General features: G+C 61.8%; 17 protein-coding genes. 8 read left to right on the plus strand and 9 right to left on the minus strand.

The features are described from left to right. Nucleotide 1: 1 nt before the first annotated feature. Nucleotides 2-865 (plus strand): DNA-3-methyladenine glycosylase, encoded by an 864-nt coding sequence (locus HX839_RS01130; protein WP_087692652.1) that lies wholly within the window; start codon nucleotides 2-4, stop codon nucleotides 863-865. 123 nt (nucleotides 866-988) lie between these two features. On the opposite strand, the gene HX839_RS01135 is transcribed toward HX839_RS01130, so the two are convergent. The 7 genes from HX839_RS01135 to HX839_RS01165 all read right to left on the minus strand — a co-directional run bounded on the left by HX839_RS01135 (nucleotide 989) and on the right by HX839_RS01165 (nucleotide 6,593). Next, nucleotides 989-2,338, minus strand: a complete 1,350-nt coding sequence (locus tag HX839_RS01135) for a CoA transferase (protein WP_177066626.1) — start codon at nucleotides 2,336-2,338, stop codon at nucleotides 989-991. Nucleotides 2,339-2,378: 40 nt separating this feature from the next. Continuing rightward, nucleotides 2,379-3,722, minus strand: coding sequence for a HAMP domain-containing sensor histidine kinase (locus tag HX839_RS01140; protein ID WP_177066627.1), 1,344 nt, complete (start codon nucleotides 3,720-3,722; stop codon nucleotides 2,379-2,381). A 65-nt stretch (nucleotides 3,723-3,787) separates the two neighbouring features. Further along, nucleotides 3,788-4,252 (minus strand): Spy/CpxP family protein refolding chaperone, encoded by a 465-nt coding sequence (locus tag HX839_RS01145; RefSeq protein WP_177066628.1) that lies wholly within the window; start codon nucleotides 4,250-4,252, stop codon nucleotides 3,788-3,790. Nucleotides 4,253-4,496: 244 nt separating this feature from the next. Further along, on the minus strand, nucleotides 4,497-5,174 hold the full coding sequence (locus HX839_RS01150) for a response regulator transcription factor (protein WP_003220065.1): 678 nt from the start codon (nucleotides 5,172-5,174) through the stop codon (nucleotides 4,497-4,499). Between the two features lie 7 nt (nucleotides 5,175-5,181). Then, nucleotides 5,182-5,589: a hypothetical protein gene (locus tag HX839_RS01155; RefSeq protein ID WP_003220067.1), complete on the minus strand. Its 408-nt coding sequence runs from the start codon at nucleotides 5,587-5,589 to the stop codon at nucleotides 5,182-5,184. A gap of 106 nt (nucleotides 5,590-5,695) precedes the next feature. Beyond that, nucleotides 5,696-5,995 (minus strand): YciI family protein, encoded by a 300-nt coding sequence (locus HX839_RS01160; protein WP_003220069.1) that lies wholly within the window; start codon nucleotides 5,993-5,995, stop codon nucleotides 5,696-5,698. A gap of 1 nt (nucleotide 5,996) precedes the next feature. Then, the gene (locus tag HX839_RS01165; RefSeq protein ID WP_003220071.1) at nucleotides 5,997-6,593 is read right to left on the minus strand and encodes a septation protein A; all 597 of its coding nucleotides are present in this window, start codon (nucleotides 6,591-6,593) and stop codon (nucleotides 5,997-5,999) included. A gap of 87 nt (nucleotides 6,594-6,680) precedes the next feature. Between HX839_RS01165 and HX839_RS01170 the strand changes: the two genes are divergently transcribed. From HX839_RS01170 to rluB, 6 genes are all read left to right on the plus strand, one after another. Beyond that, entirely contained in the window at nucleotides 6,681-7,544 is an 864-nt protein-coding gene (locus HX839_RS01170) for a PHP domain-containing protein (RefSeq protein ID WP_003220073.1), read from the plus strand. 13 nt (nucleotides 7,545-7,557) lie between these two features. Further along, nucleotides 7,558-8,187: an L-threonylcarbamoyladenylate synthase gene (locus HX839_RS01175; RefSeq protein WP_003220075.1), complete on the plus strand. Its 630-nt coding sequence runs from the start codon at nucleotides 7,558-7,560 to the stop codon at nucleotides 8,185-8,187. 120 nt (nucleotides 8,188-8,307) lie between these two features. Continuing rightward, a complete protein-coding gene (locus tag HX839_RS01180; protein WP_173406103.1) occupies nucleotides 8,308-9,006 on the plus strand; it encodes a ScpA family protein in 699 nt (232 codons plus the stop codon). A 12-nt stretch (nucleotides 9,007-9,018) separates the two neighbouring features. Next, nucleotides 9,019-9,978: an SMC-Scp complex subunit ScpB gene (gene scpB, locus HX839_RS01185; protein WP_008433105.1), complete on the plus strand. Its 960-nt coding sequence runs from the start codon at nucleotides 9,019-9,021 to the stop codon at nucleotides 9,976-9,978. 131 nt (nucleotides 9,979-10,109) lie between these two features. Further along, on the plus strand, nucleotides 10,110-10,301 hold the full coding sequence (locus HX839_RS01190; RefSeq protein WP_008433107.1) for a DUF1289 domain-containing protein: 192 nt from the start codon (nucleotides 10,110-10,112) through the stop codon (nucleotides 10,299-10,301). A 143-nt stretch (nucleotides 10,302-10,444) separates the two neighbouring features. Further along, the gene (gene rluB / locus HX839_RS01195; protein WP_003220080.1) at nucleotides 10,445-11,692 is read left to right on the plus strand and encodes a 23S rRNA pseudouridine(2605) synthase RluB; all 1,248 of its coding nucleotides are present in this window, start codon (nucleotides 10,445-10,447) and stop codon (nucleotides 11,690-11,692) included. Between the two features lie 210 nt (nucleotides 11,693-11,902). On the opposite strand, the gene HX839_RS01200 is transcribed toward rluB, so the two are convergent. Further along, nucleotides 11,903-12,862 (minus strand): leucyl aminopeptidase, encoded by a 960-nt coding sequence (locus tag HX839_RS01200; RefSeq protein ID WP_102605965.1) that lies wholly within the window; start codon nucleotides 12,860-12,862, stop codon nucleotides 11,903-11,905. Between the two features lie 77 nt (nucleotides 12,863-12,939). Beyond that, nucleotides 12,940-13,077, minus strand: a complete 138-nt coding sequence (locus tag HX839_RS01205) for a hypothetical protein (protein WP_003175756.1) — start codon at nucleotides 13,075-13,077, stop codon at nucleotides 12,940-12,942. 525 nt (nucleotides 13,078-13,602) lie between these two features. Between HX839_RS01205 and HX839_RS01210 the strand changes: the two genes are divergently transcribed. Then, a complete protein-coding gene (locus HX839_RS01210) occupies nucleotides 13,603-15,015 on the plus strand; it encodes an amino acid permease (protein WP_003220082.1) in 1,413 nt (470 codons plus the stop codon). Nucleotides 15,016-15,059: the final 44 nt, after the last annotated feature.

Raw genomic sequence — 15,059 nt, forward strand, 5'->3', positions numbered from 1 at the left:
AATGCAGCTGGCGTATCAGGCGCCGTATGACTGGGCGGCGATGTTGGGCTTTTTGTCGGCGCGGGCGATCAGCGGGATGGAGACGGTGGACGCAGGCGTTTACTCGCGCAGTATCAGTGTCGACGGTCAGCAGGGTTGGCTCAGTGTGTCGCCCGGGGCCGGTGATTGGCTTGAGGTAACGGTGGACTTCCCCGACCCGGCAGCGTTGCCGGAAATTGAGCGGCGGTTACGGGACATGTTTGACCTGTCGGCTGACCCGAAACGGATCAACCGGCAATTGGCGAATGATCCCTTGATGGCGAGCTTGGTGGCGGCGCGTCCTGGCTTGCGGGTGCCGGGAACCTGGGATGGTTTGGAGCTGGCGATCCGCGCGGTGTTGGGCCAGCAGATTAGCGTGGTGGCGGCGATCAAGCTGGCGGGCAAGCTGGTGGCGCAGTACGGCACGCCGCTGGTGACGCCCCATGCCGGTGTGACCCATGTGTTTCCTTCGGCCGAGGTGCTGGCAGCCGCAGATTTGGCAACCCTCGGCATGCCGAAAAGTCGCGGGCGTACCTTGTCGGGCGTGGCCCAGGCGTTGCTGGATGACCCGCAGATCTTCCAGGCGAAGGCGAACCTGAAGGAAGGTGTGGCGCGGTTGGTCGCATTACCCGGGATTGGTGACTGGACGGCGCAGTACATCGCCATGCGCCAGATGCGCGAGCAGGATGCGTTTGCCTCGGGGGATATCGGTTTGATCAATGCGCTGGTGGCGCTGGAAGGCGGGCCGGTGAGCCCGCGCCAGTTGCTGGCGCGGGCTGAGGCCTGGCGACCGCTTAGAGCCTATGCGGCGCAGCATTTGTGGACATCACTGAGCCGCGCGGATTGATTCTGCATACCTGTGGCGAGGGAGCTTGCTCCCGCTGGGGCGCGAAGCGGCCCCATTGACCCAAAAGCAGGGGCCTGCTGCGCAGTCCAGCGGGAGCAAGCTCCCTCGCCACAGGATCTTCGGTCACCACTGAGGGCGGTGTGAGCCCAATTCCCCTGCGGGCAAATCCCACTGCAACGGTGTCCCGCTGATGGTCACCGGGGGCAGCAAGCGGTGGGCCGGGCCCCAGGCGGTTTGCTCCACCACCAAGCCTTGATCACCCGGTTCTTCGGCCCGCAGCGGTAGTTGTTCAGGGACTTGTCCTGCGTCCACCAACAGCTTTGCCGTGCGCGCGAGGGACAACAGTGCCGAACCGCCGCGGCCGGATTTCAATCGTTCACTCAACGCCTGGATCGCACTGGCCGCCATCAAATACCCGGTGGCGTGGTCCAGCGCCTGCAACGGCAGCGGCACCGGTTTTTCCGACTTTTTCCACTGCCTGCCAGCCTCGGCAATCCCGGTGCTCATCTGCACCAGGCTGTCGAACCCCCGGCGATTGCGCCACGGGCCGCTCCAGCCGTAAGCGTTGAGGCTGGAGTCGATCAGGCCAGGCGCGAGGGCTTGCAGCGCAGCCTCACCGTAGCCCAACTGTTCCAATGCATCGGCGCGGTAGCCGTGCAGCAGAATGTCGGTGTCCTTGAGCAGGTTTTCGAAGATCAGGCGGTCGTCGGGGTTTTTCAGGTCCAGGCGGGCGCAACGTTTGCCCAGGGTCATTTCCGGCACCACGCCGGGTTCGTTCCAGTCAGGGGAGTCGATGCGCAGTACATCGGCGCCGAGGCCAGCCAGAAAACGGCTGGCGGTGGGGCCGGCCAATACGCGCGTCAGGTCCAGCACCTTGATGCCCGCCAGCGGCCTTGCCACCGAGCCCAGCCAGGGTTTGTCGCTGAGGGCTGCAAAGGTCTGGCGATGGACCAGCGGTTCCTGATTGACCGCCAAGCCTTGTGGATGCACCTGCCAGTCTTGCCATGAGCGCATCTGCGCCGCACAGCCGTTGGCTTCGACGATCGCCTGTTCCAGCTCGGCAGCGGTCCATGGCGCAACCTTCGCGGCCATTGCTTCACGGTCAGCGACCTGCCCGAGTACGCGTTCAGCGGCGGCACGATGGTGGGGCGCATTGGTGTGCAGACGAATCCAGCCATCGGTGCAGGCGTAGTCGCCGGCAATCGGGTCCCACAGCGGCGGGGTGGTCCAGCCATCGGGGCGCAGCGAGGAGGAGAACCAGAACGAGGCGAGGCGCCGGTCCACGGCCACCGAGGGCAGGCGCCCGGTTTGCTGCAACAGCAACTGGGCGACCGCCTGGCCCGCGGCACCGATGCTGGCGCTGGCCAGCTCGGTGACGGCAAAGGTTGAGGGCAGCGCGCCGACTTCGGTTACGGCCAGTGGGGTGACGGGTAAATCGAGTGCTTCCTGGATGGGGGTGAGCAGATCAGTCATCAAAGGCCCTCCTAATGAGAAGGACCATCATAGAAGATCATCAGGGTTGAATGACAACCCCCGGCTCCAGCGGCAGGTCCACGCTGGCGATAAAGCCGCCGCCTTGATGATTGGCCAGGATCAGGCTGCCGCCATGGCGCTCTGCGGCGCGCCGCGCGATGGCCAGGCCCAGGCCATGGCCCTGGGCGGTTTGCCCCGGGGCGCGGTAAAACGGCTCGCCGAGTTGGCTCAGGTGTTCGCCATCCACGCCGGGGCCGTGGTCGCGCACACTGATCACAATGCGTTCGCCCTGGCGTCTGGCGTCCATTTCAATCGGTTGGCCGGGCGGGTTGAAGCGTTGGGCGTTGCGCAGCAGGTTATCCACCGCGCGTTCGATCATGGTCGGCCAGCCCTTGAGGTGCAGCCCGGCCTCGGCATCCAGCTGCACGGGTTGGTCCGGCGCGCCGAGCAAGGCGTCTTTTTGCAGGGTCCGGAGTAACGGGTTGAGGTCGATGTCTTCGGCACTGGCGTTATCGGCGTCCACCCGGGCGAGTACCAGGATTTCGCTGATCAACGCTTCCAGGCGGTCGCATTCGCGGGTCAGGCGCGGCCAGAGTTTTTCCCGCGCTTCGGGCGTGGCCCGTTCTGCCAGGGCCAGGGCGATCCGCAGGCGGGCCAGGGGCGAGCGCAGTTCGTGAGACACATCCCGCAGCAACTGGCGCTGGCTGCCGATCAGGCTTTGCAGGCGGGCGCCCATGCGGTTGAAGTCGGTGGCCAGTACGCCGAATTCATCGCGACGGTTGGCCAGCCGCGCCAGGCTGTTCTGCTGATAGGTGGTCTGGCCCAGGTCGTGCACTGCGCCGCGCAGGCGGCTGAGGGGGCGGGTGATGGACAACGTCACCAACAGGCTGAACAGGGTCAGCACCACCAGCGCAATCGCCAGGGCACTCAACGGCCAGAGCAGGCTGCTGCGGTGCCAGGCGTCCAGTTCCGGGTGGGGAATGCGGTAGATCAGCAGGTAGGTGTCGCCGGTTTTTTCGCTGGTGTACTCGGCGGTCAGCCGGCGCCAGGGCAGGTGGCGGTCCTGGCTGTCGTTTTGCCGGGCTTCGAGGGCGGCGGCGCGGCGCGGGAAAGTGCCGCGCACCACAGGCTCGCCGCTTTCGTTAAGCACTTGCACGTCAATGTGGTACTGACGCTTGCGCTGCTGCAGCAGCTCCTGGGCGGCGTCCTCGCCCTGGGCCTCGTAAAGCTGCGTCCATTCCTGCGCGAGGTTATTGAGCCCGGGGTGGCGGCTGAGAATCCAGGCGTCCTGGTTGAGCATATGCCCAAGCAGGATCGACAACCCGGCAACCAGGGCGATGGCCAGCCAGAAGCTGGCAAGGACGCGCCAGAACAATGAACGCACAAGAAATCCTCAAACAGGAAAAGCCCAGCGGCGGTGGCCACTGGGCTGGGAGTGAAGCTAGATCATTATTGCGCTTTTTGCGGCTGCTGGGCTTTCCAGGCCTGGAATTCCTTCCACTCGGCGCGGCGCTCGGCTTGTTTCTTCACGATCTCGTCGAATTTCTTCTGTTGATCGGGTTTCAGCACGGCACGGATGTCGGTCTGGGTTTTCTGCTTGGCGGCCGCCATTTCGTCTTTCATGGCTTTCTGATCAGCGGCTGGCAGTTTGTCCAGGTACTTGCGCACCAACTCTTTGCGAGCGTGCCATTGCTGGCCCATCAACTTGCCGATCTGCTGGCGCTGTTCAGGGCTCAGGTCCAGCTGGCTGAAAGGGCCACCTTTGCCCCGCATGCCGTGTTCACCGCCGTAACCTGGGCCACCCATCATGTGGCCTTCAGGGCCGCCCATCGGGCCTGGGCCTTCTGGCGCAGCGGCCATGGCAACGGTTGGCAGGGCAGCAGCGAACATCAAAGCGATAAGGGTCTTGCGCATGGTGATTCTCCTGTCTCTATTCCGGTGAGTCCGGATGTGAGTAGATTACGGAGATCAAGGTCAGCGGCAGTCAGGGGACGGTAAAGCTTGGGTAAAGAGGATTTTGGGCGGGGCTGACAAAACTATTGGCGACCGTAGCAACTGTCGAGCCTTGGCGAGGCTGCGAGGCAGGCGCTGCGGTCTGACACCTGTACCGAGGCGATGCTGTCGCAGCCTCGCCGAGGCTCGACAGCTGCTACGCGGGCTAGAGGCTGTAGTAATAGCCGCGGCTACGCAGCGCCACGATCCGTGGCCGGCCATCCGGGTGCGGGCCGATCTTCTTGCGCAGGTTGCTGACGTGCATGTCCAGGCTGCGGTCATACAGGGTCAGCTTGCGGCCCAGGGCGATTTGCGCCAGTTCCTGCTTGTCCAGCGGCTCGCCGGGCTGACGCAGCAAGGCTTCCAGCAGGCGGCTTTCGGACACGGTCAGGGCAAATTCCTGTTCATCGATAGTGACCACGCCACGCACCGGGCTGAAGCACAGGTCGCCCAGCTCCAGCTGAGTGGACACGGCGGCCGGGTGGCTGCGGCGCAGCACGGCGCGCAGGCGCGCGGTCAGTTCACGAGGATCGCAGGGTTTGGCCAGGTAGTCGTCGGCGCCCAGTTCCAGGCCGAGGATCCGGTCCAGGGGTTCGCCCCTGGCCGAGAGCATCAGCACCGGCAGTTCCGGGTGGTCGCTGCGCAATTGCTTGAGCAACTCCAGGCCGCTGCCGTCGGGCAGCATCACGTCGAGCACGACGGCCGCCGGGGCGGCTTCGGCCAATGCCTTGCGGGCGCTCAAGCCGTCATGGCAGGCGCGTACCTGGAAACCTTCCTGGCTCAACCAACTGGTCAGCAGCTCACAGAGCTCCTGGTCATCATCTATCAGTAACAGCTCGCTCATGACTCACTCAATTTAGCCATTGTCGACGGCGCCGGTGCCCGCCACTGGCGAAGATCCCGCATAACAGGGCGATCAGCGCGACTGCCCCGCCGGTCACGAACCATTGTTGTTGCTCGGTAAGCCAGCGTGGCAAGGCACTGCCCTGTGCTTCTTTGAGTTGCTGGACCAGGCGTTGGTTCTCCTGGCGCAGTTTACTCAGTTGGGTACTTTCCCGCGTGGCGTCAGCACTTTGCAATTGCTTGCTCAGCTCATCGCGCTGGCGTTCGCTCTCTTTCAAACGTTGCTGCAAATCGGTGATCTGGCTGCCGGCACTCAAGGACAGGGGCGTGGAACTGCCGGTGTTCGAGGTTTCTTCAGCGTGGGCCGTAGCCCCGATCATTAACACTGCCAACAGACACAACTGACGTAAGCGCATCGGAACTCCTGATTCCACACGAATATTCAGAACGTTGTCGGCAGGTTACCGGGAATAATGAGCGTTTAGGAGTGCGCTGAAGCCATTTGGTTCAGCGCGCAACGAATCAAGGCAGGACTTGCTTGAACGGTTTGACCAGCACCTGGGCGTACACGCCGGCCGCTACATACGGATCAGCATCGGCCCAGGCTTGTGCCGCCGCCAGGGAGGCGAACTCGACAACCACCAGGCTACCGGTGAAGCCGGCATCTCCCGGGTCGTTGCTGTCTACCGCAGGATGAGGGCCGGCCAGTACCAGGCGGCCTTCGGCTTGCAGCTGTTTCAGGCGCTCGACGTGGGCCGGGCGTACGGACAGGCGTTTTTCCAGGGAGTTGGCGACGTCGGTGGAAATGATGGCGTAGAGCATGTCAGTCCTCGGTTTTCGGCGTGGTAGGGTCGGTGTCATGCAGGTGGCGCGACAGGTAGATACCCTGGCCGACCAGGAACAGCACGGTCATGCCCAGGCTGCCGAACACCTTGAAGTCCACCCAGTAGCTCTGGAAGGTAAAGGCGACGAACAGGTTGGCGGCGCCGCAGAACAGGAAAAACACGATCCAGGCGATGTTCAGGCGGGTCCACACCGGGTCTGGCAAGGTCAGCGCGTGGCCCATGATCCGCTTGATCAGCAGGCGATCACCGATGAAGTGGCTGCCGATAAAGGCCAGGGCGAACAGCCAGTTGACCACCGGGGCTTTCCATTTAAGGAAGGTTTCGCTGTGGAAGGCCAGGGTCAGGCTGCCGAACACAAGGCAGGCGACCAGGGTCAGCCATTGGCTTTTTTCCAGCTTGCGCTGGGAGATGAAGAGCGCGCCGTAGACCACCACGGAGCTGATGATCAGCACCGCCGTGGCGCTGTAGATGCCGCCGAGGGTCAGTTCGTGGCCGGCAAGATCGATAACGCGAGGGTCGGTTTTGTAAACGATGAAAAACAGCAACAGCGGGATGAAGTCGATGAATTGTTTCACAGTAAGAGCCAGAAGCTGGATGTGGCGGCATAATAACAAACATCCTTGGTAGCGAAAGCGCCAGCTGACTTGAGGTTACACACTCCCGTGAATGTTGATTTGCACTGCCATAGCACAGCCTCCGACGGCGCCCTGGCGCCCGCGGTCCTGGTTGCGCGTGCGTTTGAAAAAGGCGTGCGAGTCCTGTCGTTGACCGACCACGACACCCTCGAAGGCCTGGCAGAGGCCCGCGAGGCGGCGCATGCGTTGGGCATGCAACTGGTCAACGGGGTTGAATTGTCCTGCACCTGGGGCGGCGCAACCATCCACGTATTGGGCTACGGTTTCGACGTCAACGCGCCGCCGCTGGTGGAGGCCATCGCCAAATTGCACGATGGCCGCTGGCTGCGGTCCGAAGAAATAAGCCGCAAGCTGGCCCTCAAGGGCATGCCCAACGGCCTGGAAGGCGCCCGCGCCATCCAGCAGGAACTGGGTGACAGCGGCAACGCCCCGGCCCGCCCGCACTTTGCCGACTGGATGGTGCGTGAAGGTTTTGTAAAGGATCGCGCCGAAGCGTTCCGCAAATGGCTGGGTGCCGGCAAGCTGGGGGACGTCAAGCAACACTGGCCAACCCTGGAAGACACCGTTGGCACACTGCGGGCAGCAGGTGCCTGGGTCAGCCTGGCGCATCCGTGGCATTACGATTTCACCCGCAGCAAGCGTCGCAAGCTGATTGGCGACTATATTGGAGCGGGCGGCCACGCAATCGAAGTGGTCAACGGGCATCAACCCGCCGAGCAGGTAGGCAGCCTGGCGATTCTTGCCCGCGAATTTGGTCTGCTGGTCAGCGCCGGCAGTGATTTTCATGGCCCCGGCGGCTGGTCCGAGATTGGCGAGTACCGCGCCGTTCCGGAAGATTTGCCGCCCCTTTGGTGTCGCTTCAAACATGACCCCATTATTGCCACCGTCTGAACAGGTAGAACACGTGAGTCAATTCTTCCAGATTCATCCGGAAAACCCGCAGGCGCGCCTGATCAAACAGGCCGTGGAAATCATCCGTGCCGGTGGCGTGGTGATCTACCCCACGGATTCGTCCTACGCCATCGGTTGCCAGATCGGCGACAAGAATGCGGTCGAGCGCGTAAGACGCCTGCGTGACCTGGACAAGAACCACAACTTCGCACTGATTTGCAGCGACCTGTCCCAGCTGGGGCTGTTCGCCAAGGTCGACACTGGCACCTTCCGCCTGCTCAAGGCGCACACGCCGGGGCCCTACACCTTCATCCTCAACGCCACCCGCGAAGTGCCGCGCCTGCTGCTGCACCCGAAGAAGCGCACCATCGGCCTGCGGGTGCCGGAACACCCGATCGCCCTGGCGCTGCTGGCCGAACTCGGTGAGCCGCTGATGAGTGTGTCGCTGATCCTGCCGGGGGAAGAAGAGCCGTTGTACGACCCTTATGAAATGCGCCGGCTGCTGGAAAAACACGTCGACCTGATCATCGACGGCGGCTACGGCGGCAACAAGGCCTCTACCGTGATCAACCTGGCCGACGGCGAGCCGGAAGTGGTGCGCGTAGGGTGTGGCGACCCGGCACCGTTCATGGTCGAGGCCTGAATGTCGGCCGTGGAAGCCGTCGACAGCCAGGCGGGCGCCCAGCAGGAACTGCCATTTGCCATGGTCTACGGCCAGGCCGTCATGGAAATGCCGCTGGACCTGTACATCCCGCCGGATGCGCTGGAAGTCTTCCTCGAAGCCTTCGAAGGTCCGCTGGACTTGCTGCTGTACCTGATCCGCAAGCAGAACATCAATATCCTCGACATCCCGGTGGCGGAAATCACCCGCCAGTACATGGGCTACGTCGAACTGATGCAGACCGTGCGCCTGGAACTGGCCGCCGAATACCTGGTGATGGCCGCGATGCTCGCGGAAATCAAGTCACGCATGCTGCTGCCGCGCTCGGAGACTATCGAGGCGGAAGAGGATGACCCCCGCGCCGAACTGATCCGCCGCCTGCAGGAGTACGAGCGCTTCAAGGCCGCGGCCGAAGGCATCGACGGTTTGAGCCGGGTCGGCCGCGATGTGGTGGTGCCCAAGCTCGACGCCCCGGAAGCCCGGGCGCGCAAGCTGCTGCCGGACGTGAGCCTGGAAGAGTTGCTGATGTCCATGGCCGAAGTACTGCGCCGTGGCGATATGTTTGAAAGCCACCAGGTCAGCCGCGAGGCACTGTCCACCCGCGAGCGCATGAGTGATGTGCTGGATCGCCTCAAGGGCGGCGGGTTTGTGCCGTTTGTCGAGCTGTTTACCAAGGAAGAAGGGCGCCTGGGGGTAGTCGTGACCTTTATGGCGATCCTTGAGCTGGTCAAGGAATCCTTGGTCGAGCTGGTCCAGAATGAGCCTTTTGCGGCTATCCACGTGCGGGCGCGAGCCGAATAAAGAGCTGAATCGATGAATCTGACTGAACCCCGCGAACTGGCTCCGCTGCTGGAAGCCTTTCTCCTGGCCTCGGGCAAGCCGCAATCCCTGGAGCGCCTGTTCGAACTGTTTGAAGAAGCCGAGCGCCCTGAGCCGCCGGTGTTCAAGAAGGCCCTGGAGATTCTGCGCAAGTCCTGCGACGGCCGTGCCTTCGAGCTGCGGGAAGTGGCTTCCGGGTATCGCCTGCAAATTCGCGAGAAGTTTTCGCCGTGGGTCGGCCGCCTTTGGGAAGAACGCCCGCAGCGCTATTCCCGCGCGATGCTGGAAACCATGGCGCTGATCGCCTATCGCCAGCCGATCACCCGGGGCGAGATCGAAGACGTGCGCGGCGTCGCGGTCAACAGCCATATCGTCAAGACGTTGCTGGAGCGGGAGTGGATCAGGATCGTTGGCTACCGCGACGTGCCCGGCAAGCCGGCGATGTTTGCCACTACCAAGGTGTTCCTCGATCACTTCAACCTGAAAAACCTCGACGACTTGCCGCCGCTGGCCGAGCTGCGGGAGATGGAGCCGGACCCGGTCCTGGATTTCGACGACGCACCGGTGCCCGCCGGGTTGCAGGAGCTGGCCGACGCCAGCGCCGAGCCGGAAGAGCCGAAGGACGAAACCAGTTTCCACACATTGTTGCTGGAACTGGATGACATGGAGCAGGGCATCAAGACCGACTTCGATGACTTGCTGCGTGATGGTGCGGTCAGTGACGGTGAGCAGGAGCCTGCGTTGCAACTGAACGTTGAGGTTGAGCTGCCAGTCGAAGTTGAAGATGAGCCCGAGCCTGAACCCGAGGAGGACATCCTCGGCGTCGCCGAAGCCCGTGCCAAACTGCTGGCCGCCGTCGCAGCGCTCGAACAACCGCCGCTGAGCGACGAAGAAGACGAAGCCCGCGCCCTGGCCGAAGCCATCGAAAACGAGCGCCGCCAATTCGAAGACTGACGCATAACAAAATGTGGGAGCGGGCTTGCTCGCGAATGCGGTGGGTCAGCCAAGCATCCGGCGACTGACACACTGCATTCGCGAGCAAGCCCGCTCCCACATTTGGATTGTCGCCAGCAAGGAGAACTCAAATGAGCTCCACCAAAGACCCCTGCATCAGCGTCTGCAAATTCACCGATGACATCTGCGTGGGCTGCGGGCGCAGCAAGCGCGAGATCCGTGCCTGGAAGAAACTCGACAAGGTCGACAAGCGCACGGTACTCGCCGAAGCCGAGCTGCGCCTGCTGGCGCTGGGTGCCACCGGTCGGCGGAAAGGCAAATGAGCCCGCACTTATCGACTAGTCTCTGATGCGCAACGCGCGCCATGAGCGTATGATTCGCGACCCTTTGGCGATGCGTTCGCCAAAAGCCCAGCTTTTACTATCTTCAGGCCAAGCCTGAATCGACACACCGGGAGGTGCTTAAGATGAGTGACCAAGACCAGAACGACACCCAGGAAATCGGCCCCGCAGGCGAAAAACTGCAGAAAGTCCTCGCCCGTATCGGCGTAGGCTCGCGCCGCGACGTAGAAGCCTGGATCACCCAGAAGCGCATCAAGGTCAACGGCGTTGAAGCCACCCTTGGCCAGCGCGTCGACCTGCACGATGCCATCACCATTGATGGCAAGGTCATCAAGCGTGAAGAGGCCGCCGAATCGGTGCGCCGCGTCATCATGTACAACAAGCCTGATGGCGAAATCTGCACCCGTGACGACCCGGAAGGCCGTCCAACCGTATTCGACAAGATGCCGCGCCCCAAAGAAGGCCGCTGGATCAACATCGGTCGTCTCGACATCAACACCACCGGCTTGCTGATGTTCACCACCGACGGTGAGCTGGCCAACCGCCTGATGCACCCTTCCTACGAGATGGACCGTGAATACGCGGTACGTGTGCGTGGTGAAGTCGATGACGAAATGATCGAGCGCTTGAAAGCCGGCGTCGTGCTGGAAGACGGCCCGGCCAGGTTCACCGACATCAAGCAGGCGCCGGGCGGCGAAGGCTTCAACCATTGGTACCACTGCGTGGTGATGGAAGGCCGTAACCGTGAAGTACGTCGCCTGTGGGAATCCCAGGGCCTGGTGGTCAGCCGCCTGAAGCGCGTGCGTTTCGGCCCGGTGTTCCTCAACTCCGACCTGCCGATGGGCCGCTGGCGCGAAATGAGCCAGTACGAAGTCGACATCCTCAGTGCCGAAGTCGGCCTGACGCCGGTGGCCATGCCGCAGATGAACGCCAAGAGCAAAGACAAGCTTGAGCGTATGCAGCGTAAATCGTCGCGTCCGGTGGCGCGTACCGACCGTGTTGCCCGCACCCTGCGCCCTGCGCTGGATGCACCGGCCACGGGCGGCCGCATCTCCCGCGAGCCGCACATCGAAGGCGAGCGTCGTCCTTCGGCACCGCCCCGTCAGGATGGCGAACGTGCGCCGCGCGCACCGCGTCCAGCCGGTCGTGGTGATGCACCTGCCGGCGGTCGCGGTAACCGTGGCGAGTCTGGTCGTGGTGCTCCGGCTGCGGGCCGTGCCGACGACAGCGCCAGCACCAAACGTCCAGCCAAGCCATCGCCGAAAAAGCGCCCGGGCCTGAAGCTGGTCGATGACGCGCCATCGGGCAAGCGTCGTGGTGCACCGGCCGGTTCCGGCCAGCGTCCAGGTTTTGGTCGCAAGAAGCCGCAGTGATTCGTTAAGCGCTGCATAAAAACGCCAACCCTCGGGTTGGCGTTTTTTTTGGCCAGGATTTGGAACCTGCTCTATGAGCAAAGCAGGTTCATTGTGGGAGCGGGCTTGCTCGCGAATGCGGTGTATCAGTTGATACATCCAGTGACTGACCCACCGCATTCGCGAGCAAGCCCGCTCCCACAGTTGATCTCCATTGTTTTGGCGGGCGTGTCAGAACATGAAAGCCCCATCGAACACGGGTTTATCGTCGAGGGCCAACACGCCACTGGCGAAGATCAGGTCCAGATGATGGCTGCCTTTCTGCCCGCCACCCAATCCCAGGTGCAGCCCGCAATGACGCTCTTCAAAGCCGGCGTTGCGCGCATACAAATCCTTCACGCCTTCATTGGTGCCAATGCCCAGTTCTTCCACCCGGCGATTGGACGGGTTGGCATTCAGGTATTTGTTGAAGTCATCCGCCAGCCCCGGCACTTCGCTGGCCACGGTGCAGATGGTCGAGTTCTCGATCCACAGTTCCAGCGGTGATTGCAGCACGCCGTATTTGCGCGCAAAGGGAATGGTGCTGAGGAAGGTGCCGACGAACCGCACCTGGCCGTTGATGGCCTCGCTGTGGGTCGCGATCTCGCCGGGCGCCAGGTCGTGGTTGCCGACGCCGTTGATATTGGTCCACTTCTTGATGCTGCTCATGGGCGCTTCAAGGCGCGAGCCATGCTGGTCGGTGAAGCTCAGCACGCTGGCCTGGGACATGCGCCGGATCAACGTGGCGTTGAGGTCGGCAATCCGCTGTGGGGCGACGCTGAAGGTGTCGTAGAAGTAATCGCCATAGTCCTTGAGCAGCAGGGACTTTTTCCAGTGCTCGGCCATCACGCCTTGCAGGGCACGGATAAAGTCCGGGCCTTCGGCGCGTGGGTTGGGCAAGGTCGAGGAATCGTAGAGAAACATGTACAGGTCACAGCCTTCGATGGCCTTGGCCAGCGTTTCGCTGGGGGCCTGGTCCAGGCGTTGTACCTGGAAGTCGAAGCGGGCAGCGCAGCCCTGGATGATCGACTGGGCGATGGCGTCGTAGCGTTCGGTATGGCCAAGCAAAATGGTGGGGCGGTGCAGGCCGGCGAGGGCCGGGTGATGGGCGAGGTAATACAGAAAATGTTCGACGGCGCGGGCCTTGTCCATGACGTCCTTCCTTCAAAGCCTTCGGTAGGAGCAGTGGCAGGTGCGGCGTCCCGCACCTGCCGGGGTGCCTGATCAGATTAGAAAGGCCACATCGCGGTGCCGAACGGCACGACGGCATCGGCTTGCATCATTTCAACGGCGGCCTCATGGGTCGGCGCTTCAAACCAATCGTCGAGTTGCAGTTCGGTTTCCAGGTCATTTTCCAGTGCTTGCATGGTGAATCTCCTAGATGACGTTGTTTGAGAACGAGCTTGCCAGCTTGCTGCGCTGGGCAAGTGGATGAACCTAGAAGAGAGTGTTTGGGATTGCAAAATTTTTATTGACACGGTTCCATTTGGATTTTTTATTCCGTTTTGATGGCGATTTGGTTTATGTCGATGAAACAGAGAGTTGGTTGCATCGTTTTGTAGGAATCGTCCTTTCGTCAACTTCTCGTTATCTGAAAGAATTTTCCTAATGTCCCTCCTATCTGCCGCACCGCATCCTGTCAGCCCAGACAGGTTTGGCGGTGTACAATGCGCCGCGTTTTACTGTGATCCCACTCTCTCAGGGCTATCCGCCTTGTTCATTCCGCCTGGCCACAAGCCCGTCGGGTTCGATTTCGTCACAGATAAAAACAACAGGTGACGTATGACCGTAAGAAAAAACGCTGGACCGGGGTTTGATCGGCGCTGCTGTAGCCCGTTACCAAAGCAGCACCCCTCCATGAGCACCCTCAAACCTTGCGTGAGACCCTTTCCATGAGTGAAGCCAACTCGCATTCAGGCGAACTGAAGCGCGGCCTGAAAAATCGCCATATCCAACTGATCGCCCTCGGTGGCGCGATTGGCACCGGGTTGTTCCTGGGGTCGGCCGGCGTGCTGAAATCCGCCGGGCCGTCGATGATCCTCGGGTATGCCATCTGCGGCTTTATTGCCTTCATGATCATGCGCCAGCTGGGCGAGATGATCGTCGAAGAACCGGTGGCCGGTTCCTTCAGCCACTTTGCCCACAAGTATTGGGGCGGTTTCGCCGGCTTCCTGTCGGGCTGGAACTGCTGGATTTTGTACATCCTGGTGGGCATGTCGGAGCTGACGGCAGTTGGCAAGTATGTGCACTACTGGTGGCCCGAGATCCCGACCTGGGTGTCGGCGGCGGCGTTTTTTGTGTTGATCAATGTGATCAATCTTTCCAACGTCAAAGTCTTCGGCGAGGCCGAGTTCTGGTTTGCGATCATCAAGGTGGTCGCCATTGTCGGCATGATCGCCCTGGGCAGTTACCTGCTGGTGAGCGGCACCGGCGGGCCACAAGCCTCGGTGACCAACCTGTGGGAGCACGGCGGGTTCTTTCCCCATGGCGTGGGTGGTTTGGTGATGGCCATGGCGATCATCATGTTCTCGTTTGGCGGCCTGGAGATGCTCGGGTTTACTGCGGCTGAGGCGGACAAGCCACGCACGGTGATTCCGAAGGCGATCAACCAGGTGATCTACCGGATCCTGATTTTCTACATCGGCGCGTTGGTGGTGCTGTTGTCGTTGACGCCTTGGGACAGCCTGCTGGAGACCCTGAATGCCTCCGGGGACGCCTATAGCGGCAGTCCGTTTGTGCAGGTGTTTTCGATGTTGGGCAGTAACACGGCAGCGCATATTCTCAACTTTGTGGTGCTGACGGCGGCGTTGTCGGTCTACAACAGCGGCACTTACTGCAATAGCCGGATGCTGTTGGGGATGGCCGAGCAGGGTGATGCGCCGCGGGCATTGGCGAAGATCGACAAGCGTGGGGTGCCGGTGCGGTCGATCCTGGCGTCGGCGGCGATTACGCTGGTGGCGGTGTTGATGAATTACCTGATTCCGCAGCATGCGCTGGAGTTGTTGATGTCGCTGGTGGTGGCGACCCTGGTGATCAACTGGGCGATGATCAGTTTTTCGCATTTCAAGTTTAGGCAGCATATGGATCGGACGGGGCAGGTGCCGTTGTTCAAGGCGCTTTGGTATCCGTATGGGAATTATGTTTGCCTGGCGTTTGTGGTGTTTATTCTTGGGGTGATGCTGCTGATCCCGGGGATTCAAGTGTCGGTGTATGCGATTCCGGTTTGGGTGGTGTTTATGTGGGTTTGTTATGGGATCAAGAACAGGCGCAAGGCTCGGGAGGGGGTGGCCTTGGACCGGGGGTGATCTTGAGTACATATCCGTTGCTGCGGTAACGGCTGCTTATGGTT

The organism is Pseudomonas sp. I8001 (assembly GCF_013385345.1).
Classification (GTDB): domain Bacteria; phylum Pseudomonadota; class Gammaproteobacteria; order Pseudomonadales; family Pseudomonadaceae; genus Aquipseudomonas.